The 13,342-nt window shown below is 68.7% G+C and carries 12 protein-coding genes; 8 read left to right on the top strand and 4 right to left on the bottom strand.

From position 1 onward, the window contains the following. Positions 1 to 18: 18 nt before the first annotated feature. A complete protein-coding gene (locus ACVFYP_RS18290) occupies positions 19 to 1,050 on the bottom strand; it encodes a histone deacetylase family protein (RefSeq protein ID WP_499201636.1) in 1,032 nt (343 codons plus the stop codon). A gap of 88 nt (positions 1,051 to 1,138) precedes the next feature. On the opposite strand from ACVFYP_RS18290, the gene ACVFYP_RS18285 reads away from it, so the two are divergent. From ACVFYP_RS18285 to ACVFYP_RS18260, 6 genes are read left to right on the top strand one after another with little or no spacing between them, the layout of a single operon-like run. Further along, a complete protein-coding gene (locus ACVFYP_RS18285; RefSeq protein WP_499201635.1) occupies positions 1,139 to 2,728 on the top strand; it encodes an ABC transporter substrate-binding protein in 1,590 nt (529 codons plus the stop codon). Positions 2,729 to 2,732: 4 nt separating this feature from the next. Next, positions 2,733 to 3,719, top strand: coding sequence for an ABC transporter permease (locus ACVFYP_RS18280; protein ID WP_499201634.1), 987 nt, complete (start codon positions 2,733 to 2,735; stop codon positions 3,717 to 3,719). Beyond that, positions 3,716 to 4,564 (top strand): ABC transporter permease, encoded by an 849-nt coding sequence (locus ACVFYP_RS18275; RefSeq protein ID WP_499201633.1) that lies wholly within the window; start codon positions 3,716 to 3,718, stop codon positions 4,562 to 4,564. The genes ACVFYP_RS18280 and ACVFYP_RS18275 overlap by 4 nt, the downstream gene beginning before the upstream one ends. Beyond that, positions 4,561 to 6,162, top strand: coding sequence for an ABC transporter ATP-binding protein (locus ACVFYP_RS18270; protein WP_499201632.1), 1,602 nt, complete (start codon positions 4,561 to 4,563; stop codon positions 6,160 to 6,162). Before ACVFYP_RS18275 ends, ACVFYP_RS18270 begins: the two co-directional genes overlap by 4 nt. A 7-nt stretch (positions 6,163 to 6,169) precedes the next feature. Continuing rightward, a complete protein-coding gene (locus tag ACVFYP_RS18265) occupies positions 6,170 to 7,459 on the top strand; it encodes an ArgE/DapE family deacylase (protein WP_499201631.1) in 1,290 nt (429 codons plus the stop codon). Further along, positions 7,456 to 8,694: a Zn-dependent hydrolase gene (locus tag ACVFYP_RS18260; RefSeq protein WP_499201630.1), complete on the top strand. Its 1,239-nt coding sequence runs from the start codon at positions 7,456 to 7,458 to the stop codon at positions 8,692 to 8,694. Before ACVFYP_RS18265 ends, ACVFYP_RS18260 begins: the two co-directional genes overlap by 4 nt. An 81-nt stretch (positions 8,695 to 8,775) precedes the next feature. On the opposite strand, the gene ACVFYP_RS18255 is transcribed toward ACVFYP_RS18260, so the two are convergent. Next, a complete protein-coding gene (locus tag ACVFYP_RS18255; RefSeq protein WP_499201629.1) occupies positions 8,776 to 9,726 on the bottom strand; it encodes an alpha/beta fold hydrolase in 951 nt (316 codons plus the stop codon). Between ACVFYP_RS18255 and ACVFYP_RS18250 the strand changes: the two genes are divergently transcribed. Both ACVFYP_RS18250 and ACVFYP_RS18245 read left to right on the top strand, forming a co-directional pair. Beyond that, a complete protein-coding gene (locus ACVFYP_RS18250; protein ID WP_499201628.1) occupies positions 9,697 to 11,196 on the top strand; it encodes a M81 family metallopeptidase in 1,500 nt (499 codons plus the stop codon). The genes ACVFYP_RS18255 and ACVFYP_RS18250 overlap by 30 nt on opposite strands. A 74-nt stretch (positions 11,197 to 11,270) precedes the next feature. Next, complete coding sequence (locus ACVFYP_RS18245; RefSeq protein ID WP_499201627.1) at positions 11,271 to 11,762, top strand: GNAT family N-acetyltransferase; 492 nt, start codon at positions 11,271 to 11,273, stop codon at positions 11,760 to 11,762. Positions 11,763 to 11,772: 10 nt separating this feature from the next. Here ACVFYP_RS18245 and ACVFYP_RS18240 read toward each other — a convergent pair whose 3' ends face one another. Both ACVFYP_RS18240 and ACVFYP_RS18235 read right to left on the bottom strand, forming a co-directional pair. Continuing rightward, entirely contained in the window at positions 11,773 to 12,687 is a 915-nt protein-coding gene (locus tag ACVFYP_RS18240) for a sugar kinase (RefSeq protein WP_499201626.1), read from the bottom strand. Between the two features lie 5 nt (positions 12,688 to 12,692). Next, entirely contained in the window at positions 12,693 to 13,322 is a 630-nt protein-coding gene (locus ACVFYP_RS18235; RefSeq protein WP_499201625.1) for a bifunctional 4-hydroxy-2-oxoglutarate aldolase/2-dehydro-3-deoxy-phosphogluconate aldolase, read from the bottom strand. Between the last annotated feature and the right edge of the window lie 20 nt (positions 13,323 to 13,342).

Here is a 13,342-nt window from a genome sequence, read left to right as displayed (position 1 = left end):
ATTGTTTTCGGGCCTAAATCAACCGCCCCAGCCGGTCAGAAAGCGTTCCAATAAAGCGCCGAGCAGATCGACGTTGTAGCCACCTTCCTGGATGATGGCGGCAGGCAGCCGCGCGCCCGCGATCATCCGTCCGGCTTCGGCAAAGCCATCGGCGGTGACGGAGAGAAAATTCAGCGGCTCGTGCTCGCTCGCATCGAAGCCGAGCGAGACCACCAAGGCATCGGCGCCGAAATTGCCGATGGCGGTCAGGCCGGTGCCGATGGCGGCGAGCCAAGCTGCATCGCCGCTGCCCTGGGCCAGCGGTATGTTGAGGTTGCAGCCGATACCCGTGCCGCCGCCTCGCTCTCCCGCATGGCCAACATACCAGGGGTAATAGCCGGACGGGTCGCCATGCACGGAGACGGTCAGCACATCGGCACGGTCCCAAAAGATGCCCTGTGTGCCGTTGCCGTGGTGGCTGTCGATGTCCAGCACCGCGACGCGGGCGGCGCCGTTGCGGCGCAAGGCCTCCACCGCGATGGCGGCGTTGTTCAGGTAGCAATGGCCACCGGCGCGCGCGGCGTAGGTATGGTGGCCGGGCGGGCGGCACAGCGCATAGGCGCTGCGGCCGGCGCTGGCTTCCCGCGCGGCGGCCAGCGCGCAGGCGGCGGCGCCGATCGAGGCCTGCCAGGTGCCGTCGCCGATCGGGCAACTGGTATCCGCCGTGTACCAGCCGACCTTGCCGATGAGCCCCGTCGGCACCGGCGCGCCCTGGGCCAGCATTTCGGGGCTGGGGTGGATATTCGCCACGACCTCCGCCCCCGCGCCGGGCAACTGGCGCCATTCGGCGTGGGCATCCCGGAGAAAATCGAGATAGGCGGCGGGGTGCACCGCCTCCAGCGCCGCGCGCGGGGCGGGCGGCGGCGTGGCAGGCGCCAGGCCGAGGCGCATCAGCCCGGCAAGCAGGGAAGCGGCACGGCCCGGCACCTCGTAATTCGCGCGGACCTCGCCGCGCTGAAGGAAGAAGCGGGGCTTGTGCAATTCCTGGGCAGGATCGGCGAAGGTCTTCATGGCGAGGACGGTAGAGGCGCGAATGCCGCCTTGTCCATGCGCCCCGGCGGGGTCTAGCGTTCCCGCACGATCAAGGGGGCTTTCGCAAATGAGCATGACCCGCCGCGGCCTGATGGCCGCGACCGCAGCCGCACCTGTCCTGATGCGCGTGGCGGAGGCCCGCGCCCAAGGTATCGCCCCGCGTCGCGGCGGCACGCTGACCACCATCCTGCAGCCGGAGCCGCCGGTGCTGCAGATCGGTGTCAACAACCAGGGCCCGACCCTGATCGCGGCGAGCAAGATCTTCCAGGGGCTGATCAAGTTCAGCCCGACGCTGGAGCCGATGCCGGAACTGGCGGAAAGCTGGTCGCTGTCCGACGACAAGCTGACCTACACCTTCAAGCTGCGTCAGAATGTGAAGTTCCACGACGGTCGGCCGATGACGGCCGATGACGTGATCTTCTCCATCACGAAATTCCACATGGAGGTGGCGCCTCGCGCCCGTGCCATCTTCAGCCGCATCGACAAGGCGGAGGCACCGGATGCGCATACCGTCGCGCTGACGCTGAAGGCGCCCTTCGAACCCTTCCTGCTGATGTTCGATGTCACCGCCTGCGCCATCGTGCCGAAGCACCTGTTCGACGGCCAGGATTTCCGCACGGCCCCAGCGGTGCAGCGCCCCGTCGGCACAGGGCCCTTCAAATTCGCCGAATGGCAGCGCGGCAACTTCATCCGGCTGGAGCGCTTCGAGGAGTATTGGAAGCCCGGCCAGCCCTATCTGGATGCGATCATCTACCGCATCGTGCCGGACAGTCAGTCCCGCCGCCTCGCCCTTGAAACCGGCCAGGTGATGATGACCGCCGCCGGCGATATCGAGCCCTTCGACGTGCCGGCGATGCGCGCCCGCCCCAATCTGGAGGTGCGGACGGATGGCTGGGAATACTTCTCCCCGGTTTCCTGGATCGAGACCAACCACCGCGTGCCGGCGCTGGCGGATGTGCGGGTGCGGCAGGCGATCTCCCGCGCCATCAATCGCGACTTCATCGCCCAGCGCCTGTGGTTCGGCGTCGGCAAGCCGGCGACGAATCCCGTGGCCAGCACGACGAAGTTCCACGATGCCAATGTGAAGCTGCCGGGCTTCGACCCCCGCGCCGCGGCCCAGCTTCTGGATGCCGCCGGGCTGCGCCCCAATGCCCAGGGCGTTCGCACCACCATCAAGCATCTGGTCCTGCCCTATGGCGAGATCTGGACGCGACTGTCCGAATATCTGCGCCAGTCGCTGCGCCAGGTCGGCATCAACTTGGAGCTGGAGAGCACCGATGCCGGGTCCTGGGCGCGGCGCATCGGGGCCTGGGAATACGAAACCTCGATCAACTTCGTCTACCAGTTCGGTGATCCGACCCTGGGCGTGGAGCGCACCTATGTCTCCTCCAACATCCAGAAGGTGACTTTCACGAATACCGGCGGCTACTCCAATCCGCGCGTCGATGCGCTGTTCGCCACGGCGCGGGATGCGCAGACGGCCGAGGAGAGGCGCGTCGCCTTCAGCGACGTGCAGAAAATCCTGGTGGAGGAGGTGCCGCAGATCTGGCTGATGGAAATGGCCTTCCCGACCATCCACGACAAGAAGGTGCAGAACCCCGTGAAGCTCGGCACCGGGGTGCATGCCAGCTACGACGACGTGTTCCTGACGGCCTGATCGCGTGGACCCCTCGCTGCTGCCTGGTTTCCTGCTGCGGCGGGTGGTGAAGGCGGCGATCGTCGTGCTGGCGATCGTCGTCTGTAATTTCTTCCTGATCCACGCCGCGCCCGGTGATCCGGCGAGCGTGATCGCGGGGCAGTCGGGCGCGGCGGATGAGCGATTCATCGCGCAGCTCCGCGAACAGTTCGGGCTGGACCGGCCGCTGCTGGTGCAGCTGTGGATCTATGTGAAGGGCGTGCTGACGCTCGACCTCGGATTCAGTCACCGGCAGCAGATGGGCGTCGCCACGCTGATCCTGGAACGCCTGCCGGCAACGCTGCTGCTGACCGGTGCGGCCTTCGTCTTCGCCGTCGGGCTCGGCGTGACGCTGGGCGCGCTGGCGGCAGGCCGCGTCGGGCGCTGGGCGGACAGCCTGATCACCGTGCTGGCGCTGACCTTCTACGCCACGCCGATCTTCTGGGTCGGGCTGATGCTGGTGCTGTTCTTCTCCGTCTGGCTGGAATGGCTGCCGAGCTTCGGCATGATGACGGTGGGCGCTAATATTACGGGCTTCGGCCGGGTGCTGGATGTCGGCAAGCACCTGCTGTTGCCGGCGCTGACGCTGGGCCTGTTCTACATGGCGGTCTATGCGCGGCTGACGCGTGCGACGATGCTGGAAGTGGCGGACCAGGATTTTGTCAAGACGGCGCGCGCCAAGGGCGTGCCGGAGGGGCAGGTGGTGCGCCGGCATGTGCTGCGCAACGCACTGCTGCCGGTCATCACCTTCGCCGGTATCCAGGCCGGGCAGCTCATCGGCGGCTCGATCCTGGTGGAGACGGTCTTCGCCTGGCCAGGCATCGGACGACTGGCCTTTGAAGCGCTGTTGGCGCGCGACTATCCGGTGCTGATGGGCGTGTTCCTCGCCACCTCCGTCATGGTGGTGCTGTTCAACCTGGTGACGGATTTGCTCTATGCGGTCGTCGATCCGCGCGTGGAGGTGAGCGGGTGAGGGACTTCGCGCGGCGCTATGCGCGCAACAAGGGCGCGGTGGTGGGGCTGGTGATCCTGCTGCTGGTGCTGGCCATGGCCGTGGGCGCGCCGCTGATTTTTCCCGACTCGCCCTGGGACATGGTGGCCGCGCCCTTCATGCCACCGGGCGAGATGGACATGCTGCTGGGTTCGGACAGCCTGGGGCGGGATGTCGCCGCCGGCATCGCGCATGGCGCGCGGATCTCGCTGATGGTGGGCGCCGTTTCCACCGTGGTGGCGCTGGCGGTCGGCGTCTCGCTCGGCGCGGTGGCGGGCTATCTCGGCGGCATCGCGGATGATGTGGTGATGCGCTTCACCGAGTTCTTCCAGACCATCCCGAGTTTCGTGCTGGCGATCCTTCTGGTCGCGATCTTCACGCCCACCATTTCCTCCGTTGTCTTCGCCATCGCGGTCGTTTCCTGGCCGCCCGTCGCGCGGGTGGTGCGCGCGGAATTTCTCTCGTTACGCGGCCGGGAATTCGTGCAGGCAGCGGAGGTGCTGGGCAAGTCCCGCATCTCCATCGTGCTGGGGGACATCCTGCCCAATGCGCTGTCGCCGATCATCGTGCTGTCCTCCCTGATGGTGGCGAATGCGATCCTGCTGGAATCGGCGCTGTCCTTCCTCGGCCTGGGTGATCCGAACCTGATGACCTGGGGGTTCCTCATTGGCTCCGGCCGCTCCGTTATTAGGCTCGCCTGGTGGATGAGCGTGTTTCCCGGCATCGCCATCTTCCTCACCGTGCTGGCGCTGAACCTGGTGGGAGAGGGGCTGTCGGATGCGATGAATCCGCGCCTCGCGCGCCAGCGCGGGACGGCCAAGGCATGAGCCTGCTGCGGGTCGAGAACCTGACCGTCGCGCTGCCTCCGGGTGGCGACCGCGAGCATGCAGTGACGGATATCTCGCTGCATGTCGATGCAAGGGAGATCCTGTGCATTGTGGGCGAATCGGGCAGCGGCAAATCCATCACCGCCAATGCCGTGATGGGGTTGTTGCCGCCCGGCCTGCCGCGCCGCGCCGGGCGCATCTGGCTCGGCGAAACGGAGTTGACGGCGCAGACGCCGGAGCAGTTGCGGGCGCTGCGCGGCAGCCGCATGGCGATGATCTTCCAGGAGCCGATGACGGCCCTGAACCCCCTGATGCGCGTCGGCGACCAGATCGCGGAGGCGCTGTCCGTCCATGGCGAGGGCGCGCGGGCGAAGGACCGCGTGCCCGAATTGCTGGCGGCGGTGAACCTGCCGGACCCGGCCTCGCTCGCCCGCGCCTACCCGTTCCGGCTCTCGGGCGGCCAGCGGCAGCGGGTGATGATTGCCATGGCACTGGCGTTGGAACCCGCGCTGCTGATCGCGGATGAGCCGACCACGGCGCTGGATGTCACCACGCAGATGCAGATCCTGCGGCTGATCCGCGAGATCCAGTCGCGCCGTGGCATGGGCGTGATGTTCATCACCCATGATTTCGGCGTGGTAGCGGAGGTGGCGGACCGCGTTGCGGTGATGCAGCTTGGCCGCATCGTCGAACAGGGGCCGGCGGCGGAGATTCTCAACCGACCGCGCCACAGCTACACCCAGTCGCTGATCGCCGCCGTGCCGCATGGCACGCCGACAACGCGGCCGGAAGTCGGTGGCGCCACTGTGCTGGAATCGCGCGGCATCACCAAGACCTACAGCCGCGGCGGCTGGTTCGCGCCCAAGGTGGCGGTGCGCGCCGTGCATGATGCGGATTTCGTGCTGCGCCAGGGGGAGACGCTGGGCCTGGTCGGGGAATCCGGCAGCGGCAAGTCCACGCTGGCGCGCTGCGTGGTGAATCTGGTGAAGCCCGAGGCCGGCGAGATGCTGTTCCACGGCAGCGACCTGCGCCCATTGTCCCGCGAGGCCTGGAAGCCGTTCAGAAAACGCATCCAGATGGTGTTCCAGGACCCTTTCGCCTCGCTGAACCCGCGCCGCAAGGTCGGCGAAATCATCGCAGAGGGGCCGATCACCCACGGCACGCCGCGCGTCGCGGCGCTGGATCGGGCGCGGGACCTGCTTCGGCTGGTGCAGCTGGATGCAGGCGCCATGGACCGCTTCCCCCATGAATTCAGTGGCGGGCAGCGGCAGCGCATCGGCATCGCCCGCGCACTGGCCATGGAGCCCGAATTGCTAATCGCCGATGAGCCGGTTTCGGCGCTGGATGTTTCGGTCCAGGCGCAGGTCCTCGAACTTCTCGCGGATATCCGCCGGACCCTTGGCCTGACCATGCTGTTCATCACGCATGACCTGCGCGTCGCGGCGCAGATCTGCGATCGCATCGCGGTGATGCAGCGCGGAGCCATCGTGGAAATGGGCGAGACGGCGCAGGTTTTTGGCGCGCCTTCGCATGCCTATACGCGCCAACTGCTGGACAGGATCCCCGGAAGAGGGTGGACTCCGCCGACTATCACTTGAGGTCCCTATGAAACTCGACCCGGGCGCCCGCCGCGCCATTCTGGAGGCCTGCGATTCGCTGCGCGGGGAGGGGGAGCAGGCGTTGATGCGCCTGGTGCGCTGCCCCTCCACTCTCGGCAACGAGGCCTCGGCGCTGAACGAGATGGCACGCGTCTATGAAAGCCTGGGCCTGACCTCGCGGCGGGTGCCGACTGAGCCGGCGGTGCTGGCGGCCCATCCCGGCTTTTCCCCGCCGCTGATCGGTTATGAGGGGCGCGACAATGTGGTGGCCGTCCACCGGCCGCGCGCCGCGAAGGGGCGGTCTCTGACCTTGCAGGGCCATGTCGATGTGGTGCCGGAAGGCGCCGAGGATGAGTGGACCACGCCGCCCTATGCGCCGGACATCCGGGGCGGCCGCATGTATGGCCGTGGCGCCGGCGACATGAAGGCCGGCATCCTCAGCTACGTCACCGCATTCCGCGCCCTGAAGCTTGCCGGACTGCAACCGGCGGCGGAGGTGCAGATGCAGTCGGTGATCGAGGAGGAATGCACCGGCAATGGCGCTCTGGCCTGCATGCTGGCCATGCCAAAGACGGATGCCGTCATCATCCCCGAACCCGGCCCCGGCCTGCCGGCGATGTACAGCGCGGAAGTCGGCGTGGTCTGGGCCTGGGTCACCGTGACGGGCCGCCCGGCGCATGTGCGGGACAAGCAGGCGGGGGTGAATGCGGTGGAGGCGGCGATGTCCATCTGGACCCGCTTCGAAGCCTATGAGCGCGACATGAACCGCGGCGAGCTGATCCACCCCAGCTTCCGGGGCGTGAACCATCCGGTGAACGTGAACCTCGGCACCTTCACGGGCGGCGAATGGAATTCCTCCGTGCCCACCCGCGCCACGCTCGGCCTGCGGGTCGGCGTGATGATGGGCAATACGGCGGCCAGCGTGCGCGGCGACATCGAACGCATTGTCGAGGCTGCGCGCGGCGACGGCGCGCTGAAGGGCGCCAAGGTGAAGCTGGAGTTCAAGGGGTTCATGGCCGATCCCTGCGTCTTCGACATGCAGGCGGAGATCGTGCAGGCCTCGATGACGAATTTCGCGGACCTCACCGGCCACGAGCTGCGCAAGTATCCGGCGACCGGGCTGACGGATGGCCGGTTCTTCACCCTGTACCAGGACACGCCCGTGGCCTGCTTTGGTCCGGATGCGCAGGATATCCACGGCATTGATGAAAGCGTCGGCATGGACAGCATGCACGACATCACAAGGACCATCGCCATCACCATGGCCGAATGGTGCGGCGTGGAGGCTACGGCATGACCGGCAATTTCAAACCCTCCGGCGCCCGCCTCTGGGACAGCCTGATGGAATTTGCGCGCATTGGCGCCACGGCGAAGGGCGGCAACAACCGGCAGACGCTGACCGACCTGGACGGCGAAGCCCGCGCGCTGCTGCAACGCCAGGCGGAAGCCGCGGGCGCGACGCTGGCGCTCGACCGCGTGGGCAACATGGCGCTGACCCGGCCGGGGCGCGATGCGTCGCGCAAGCCGGTGGCCATCGGCAGCCATCTCGACACGCAGCCCACGGGCGGCAAGTTCGACGGCGTGCTGGGCGTGCTGGTCGGCCTCGAAATTCTGCGCGCGCTGGACGAGGCGGGGATCGAGACGGAAGCGCCCGTCATGCTCATCAACTGGAGCAATGAGGAAGGCGCCCGCTTCTCGCCCCCCATGATGGGCAGCGGCGCCGCCATGGGAATCTTCCCGGAAGCCGAGGTGCTGGCCAAGACCGACAGCAGCGGCGCCATCTTCGGCGACGAACTTTCGCGGATTGGCTGGGCGGGGTCTTCCGATCCGGCGGCCTTGCAGGAGCTGGAAGCCTATTTCGAGGTGCATATCGAACAGGGGCCGCAGCTCGAAAAGCTGGGCCTCGATATCGGCATCGTCACCCATGCCCTGGCGCAGCACTGGTTCGAGGTGACCGTCACCGGCGAGAATGCGCATGGCGGCAGCGTCATGGCCGGGCGGCGGGACGCCATGATGGGCGCGGCCGAGATGATTCTGGCCATCGAGAATGCCGCGCTGGCCGCCGGTGCGCGGGCCACGGTGGGCCGGCTGACCGTGCATCCGGACAGCCGCAACGTGGTGCCGGACCGCGTCTGGTTCAGCCTGGATACGCGGCACGACGACGAGCACAAGCTGGCGGCGCTAGCCGCCACGCTACGCGGGGAGGCCGCGGCGATCGGTGCGCGGCGTGGTGTGACCGTGGCCGTGGAGGATTTCTGGATCTCGCCCGCCACACCCTTCGCGGCGCCTTTGGTGGATCGGCTGCGGGACTCCGCGATGGCGCGGAAGATTCCGCATCAGGAGATGCCGACGGCCATCGGCCATGACGCGGTGTACTGCGCGCGGCGCTTGCCGACCGTGATGGTCTTCACCCCCTGCCATGGCGGCATCAGCCACAATGAGGCGGAGAGCATCACGCCGGAATGGGCGGAGGCGGGGCTGCTGGTGGTGGCGGACGCGGTTTTGGCGACGGCAGGGGTGGCGAAGGGGTAGGGCGGCTGAGCCCCCACCCCGACCTTCCCCCGCAAGAGCGGGGGAGGGTGGCCGCGCAGCGGCCGGGTGGGGGGCCCGCCGCTATCCCCGCCCGAAAAACTCCAGCACAGCCGCATTGAACGCCTGCGGCTGCTCCCACTGCGCCGCATGTCCGCATTCGGAAAGAATCACCAGCTCGCTCCCCGGCAGCGCCCTGTGGAAAATCCGGAACACCGAAGGCGGCGCCCACAAATCGGCGTCGCCGCCGATCAGCAGCACCGGCATCGCCAGCCGCCCGAGCGCCGCCACATCCAGCCGGTTCAGCCGCCGCTGCTCCTGCCGCTTGCCCGGGATCGCCGCATGTTCCAGCGCCAGCCAGGCGGCGGTCCCCTCTGGGTTCGCGGCCCGATAACTCGGCCCCACCTCGCGGAAATGCCCCGGCATCTCGGAAAAGCCCTTGGGTCGCAGGCTGGCGCTCAGCGCCGCATAATCCGCATCCTCCAGCCCCATATGGGTGCAGGCCAGCACCATCCGCCCGACGCGTTCGGGGAAGGACAGCGCGAAATCCCAGGCGACGATGGCGCCCGCCGCGCAGCCCAGAAGATGCGCCCGCGTCACGCCCAGCGCATCCATCACCGCCGCCAGATCCTCCGCCGCGCAGCCGGGGTCCTCGGTGGCGGGCGAGCCCATATGGCTGCGCCGTGAATAGCCGATGACGCGATAGCCCGCCGCGGCCAGCACCGGCTGCTGGTAGCCCCAGACGGCATGGCTGCCGGTGCCGGGATGCAGCAGGATCACCGCCGGGCCGTCGCCGCCCGTGTCCCAGCAGGCCAGGCTGCCGCCCGGCACCGGCACCTGGCGCAACGGGGCGGGCGCCTGCGGCGGCAGGGGTTGGCGCAGCGCTTCGTCCGACATCGGCTCTCTCCTCGAATCGCCGCGCAGCATGCCGCAGCCCGCGCCGCCTTCCCACCCGGCGCCGGGGCTGGCAGGTTCCTGGCCTCGGTCCACGGAGCTTCCCAAGACATGCGCATCGCCATCGGCGGCTTCCTGCATGAAAGTCATTCCTTCGCCCCGATCCCGACGCGCTGGGCGGATTTTCTCGCGCCCGGTGGCTGGCCCAGCGTGCAACGCCCGGCGACGCTGCTGAACACGCTGCGCCCCTCCGCCGTGCCCGCCGCCGGCGCGATCCGCGTGGCGGAGGAAGCCGGTGTCACCATCGCCCCACTTTCCTGGGGCTTTGCCAATCCCGCTGGCCCCGTCACGGCCGAGGCCTTCGAGCGCCTCGCCGCGCTGATCTTCCATGACCTTCAGGCGGCGCTGGATGAAGGCCCGCTGGATGGCCTCTATCTCGACCTGCACGGCGCCATGGTCGCCGAGCATTTCCCCGATGCCGAAGGTGAACTGCTGCGGCGCGCCCGCGCCATCCTCGGCCCCGATGTGCCGATCACCGCCAGCCTCGACCCGCATTGCAATTTGACGGCGGCGATGGTGCAGCACGCCGACGCGCTCGCGCCTTTCCGCACCTATCCGCATGTGGACATGAAGGAGGCCGGCGCGCGCGCCATGCAATTGCTGTTCGACCGCATCGCGCTCGGCCGGCCCTTCGCGAAAGCCTTCCGGCAGCTCGACTACCTGATCCCCATCACCGGCCAGTGCACCCTGGTGCCACCGATGGCCGATGCCATGGCCGCGCGGGCGGAGATCGCGGAACGCACGGGCGTCGCAGAGCTCGGCCTGTGCTTCGGCTTCCCCTATGCGGACTTCCCCGATTGCGGCGCCGGCTTCGCCGCCTTCGCCGCCGATCAGGACAGCGCCGATGCGGCGGCGGAGGCCTTGCTGGCCGATCTCGCCGCGCGTGAATCCGCCTTCGCGCCGGATATCCATGACGCTGATGCCGGCGTCGCCAAGGCCATCGCATTGGCGATGAAGTCGGATCGCCCGGTGGTGATCGCGGATACACAGGACAATCCCGGCGGCGGCGGCCATGGCGACACCACGGGGCTGCTCGCGGAGCTGATCCGCCAGAAGGCGGAAGGCGCGGTGCTGGCGCTGATCAACGACGCCGAAAGCGCCGCCGCCTGTCATGCGGCCGGGGAGGGGGAGGTGGTCACGCTCAACCTCGGCGGCAAATCCGATGGCGCGCCGCTGGCGGTCTCCGCGCGCGTGCTGATGCTGACCGATGGGCATTTTGTATGCACTGGCCCGATGGCCGGCGGCAATGTCGCCGATCTCGGACCGACGGCGTTGATCAGCCCGCAGCCGGGCATTCGCGTGATTGTCACGTCGCGCAAGATGCAGGCCTATGATCAGGCGCTGTTCCGTCATGTCGGCATCGAGCCCTCGGCACAGCGCATTCTCGCGTTGAAATCCAGCGTGCATTTCCGCGCGGATTTTCAGCCGATCGCGGAGGCTGTGCTGGTGGTCGCCGCGCCTGGGCCGGTGGTGGCCGATCCGGCGACGCTGCCCTTCACGAATCTGCGCCCTGGACTGCGGCTGCGACCGGGTGACAATCGCCGGACGTGACAGGCAACGGGGCTGGCGTGGCCGGCGGGCCAGCTTTATGAGTCCGCCGCACTCCGCTTTAGGCGACCTCCCCGTTGCTCAGCCCCATTCGGCCCTTCGGGGTCGCCGCCAGCCTGCCGATTCGCATCGAGCGAATCACGCTGCTGCCTGACCAATTTGACGATCTCGCCGCCGATGCCATCGGCGACGGGCAGCGCATTCTGGAAGTGGTGCGCGAGGACTGGCAACAGGACGTGCTGCGATTCAGTGCGGCCGGAGATGCCCTGTTCGCCGCCTTTGCCGGCCAGGCGCTGCTCGGCCTTTGTGGGCTGACGCGCGATCCTTATTTGAGCCTGGAACATATCGGCCGCGTGCGCCGCCTCTATGTGCTGCGCCCGGCGCGCCGGGCCGGTGTCGGCCGCGCATTGGTGGAGGCGGTGGCGAGCGCCGCGACGGCGCATGGCTATGCGCGACTGCGGGTACGGGCACCGGTCTCCGCCCATACATTCTATGAGCGCTGCGGTTTCCTGCGCGCCGTGGGTGCCCGTGCCGCGACGCATATCCGGCCGCTGATGCAGGCGGTGTGACGGCGCGAAGTCAGACCGGATGCGCGTCGAGGAAGGCGCGCACCGCGGCCGCGCGCGGAATGGGGGCGACGGCGCCGTAGCCGGTGGTGGACAGCGCCGCGGCAGCATTGGCGTAGCGCGCCGCCTGCTGTGGCGTATCCCCCCCGACGATGCGGGCGAGGAAGGCGCCGGCCAGCGTATCGCCCGCGCCGGTCGCATCCACGGCCTGCACCTTGAAGCCGGGAATGCGCTGCCGTGCCTCGCGCGTCGCGACCATCACCCCCTCCGCCCCCAGCTTCAGCAGCACCAGCGGGCAGAGCTTCAGGTAGAAATCCGCGATCGCGTCCGCATCGCGCAGACCGGTCAGCGCCACCGCATCATCGAAGGACGGGAAGGCGAGGTCGGAGAGCGCGACGGCCGCATGAATGCAGGCGGCGGCGCGGCGCAGCGGCCAGAGGCGCAGCCGCAGATTGGTGTCGAAGGAGACGCTGACACCGGCCTCGCGCGCCACCTCCATCGCATGGAAAGCGGCGTCACAGGCCGTGTCGGAAATGCCGAGGCTGATGCCCGAAAGGTGCAGGATGCGCGCCTGGCGGATCGCCGCTTCCGGCACATCGGCCACGCGCATGCGGCTGGCGGCGCTGCCCTTGCGATAGAAGGTGAAGTCGTGCCCCTGCGGCCCGTGGCTGACGAAGTAGATTCCCGTCGGCGCGTCCGGATCGCCGCACACCGTCGCGGTATCCACACCCTCCGCCGCCCAGAGCTGACGAAAGCTCTCGCCCGGCCGGTCCTGGCCCATATGCGCCATCATGCCCGCGGCCGCGCCATTGCGCGCCGCCGCGATGGCGGCGTTGGAGGTGTCGCCGCCATGGCCTTCCAGATACCGGCCATCCGGCTGCTGGTTGAATTCCAGCATGGGCTCGCCGAGGCAGAGAATGTCGGGCATCGCCGTCACGCCTGCCGCAGGCCGAGCACGTCGCGTGCCGCCGCCTCGATGGCGGCGCGGTCGCCGCGCGCCAGCAGCGCCTCATCCACCAGCTTGCCGCCGATGCCAACGAAGGCGGCGCCGGCCGCCAGATAGTCCGGCGCATTGCGGGCATCGACGCCGCCGGTGGGGCAGAAGGCGACATCCGGGAAGACCGAGCGCAGCGCCTTGATGTGCGGCGGTCCGCCGGCGGAGCTGGCCGGGAACACCTTCACCACATCGGCGCCGGCAGCCAGCGCCGCGCGCACCTCCGTCGGCGTCATGGCCCCGAGCATGGAGGCTGCGCCGGCGCCCCGCGCGGCTTCCGCCACCGCCGGATCGACCCAGGGCGAGACCAGGAAGCGGGCGCCCGCGGCGAGGCAGGCTTCCGCCGCCGCGCGGTCCGGCACGGTGCCGGCGCCGATGATCAGAGCGGGGTCTGCGGACAAGGCGCGGATCAGCCCGGGCGCGTTGGGCACGGTCATGGTGATCTCGAAGATGGTCAGGCCGGCGCCGCGCAGCCATTCCACGGCCAGCGCCGCTAGCCTCGCATCCGTGGTGCGCACCACGGGGATGACGCGGGCCGCGCGCAGTTGCGGCAGCAGGGCATGGTTCATGACGTTGTCTCCCTTCCTGA

This window comes from Roseomonas sp. F4 (assembly GCF_053891155.1).
Note: the sequence above shows the minus strand (reverse complement) of the source record. Positions and strands in the feature narration are given on the sequence as shown.

Coding starts and splice junctions, on each gene's coding strand:
- ACVFYP_RS18270 (WP_499201632.1), top strand. CDS start 4,561: ATGAGCCTGCTGCGGGTCGAGAACCTGACCGTCGCGCTGCCTCCGGGT.
- ACVFYP_RS18235 (WP_499201625.1), bottom strand. CDS start 13,322: ATGAACCATGCCCTGCTGCCGCAACTGCGCGCGGCCCGCGTCATCCCC.
- ACVFYP_RS18290 (WP_499201636.1), bottom strand. CDS start 1,050: ATGAAGACCTTCGCCGATCCTGCCCAGGAATTGCACAAGCCCCGCTTC.
- ACVFYP_RS18260 (WP_499201630.1), top strand. CDS start 7,456: ATGACCGGCAATTTCAAACCCTCCGGCGCCCGCCTCTGGGACAGCCTG.
- ACVFYP_RS18250 (WP_499201628.1), top strand. CDS start 9,697: ATGCGCATCGCCATCGGCGGCTTCCTGCATGAAAGTCATTCCTTCGCC.
- ACVFYP_RS18285 (WP_499201635.1), top strand. CDS start 1,139: ATGAGCATGACCCGCCGCGGCCTGATGGCCGCGACCGCAGCCGCACCT.
- ACVFYP_RS18265 (WP_499201631.1), top strand. CDS start 6,170: ATGAAACTCGACCCGGGCGCCCGCCGCGCCATTCTGGAGGCCTGCGAT.
- ACVFYP_RS18240 (WP_499201626.1), bottom strand. CDS start 12,687: ATGCCCGACATTCTCTGCCTCGGCGAGCCCATGCTGGAATTCAACCAG.
- ACVFYP_RS18255 (WP_499201629.1), bottom strand. CDS start 9,726: ATGCAGGAAGCCGCCGATGGCGATGCGCATGTCTTGGGAAGCTCCGTG.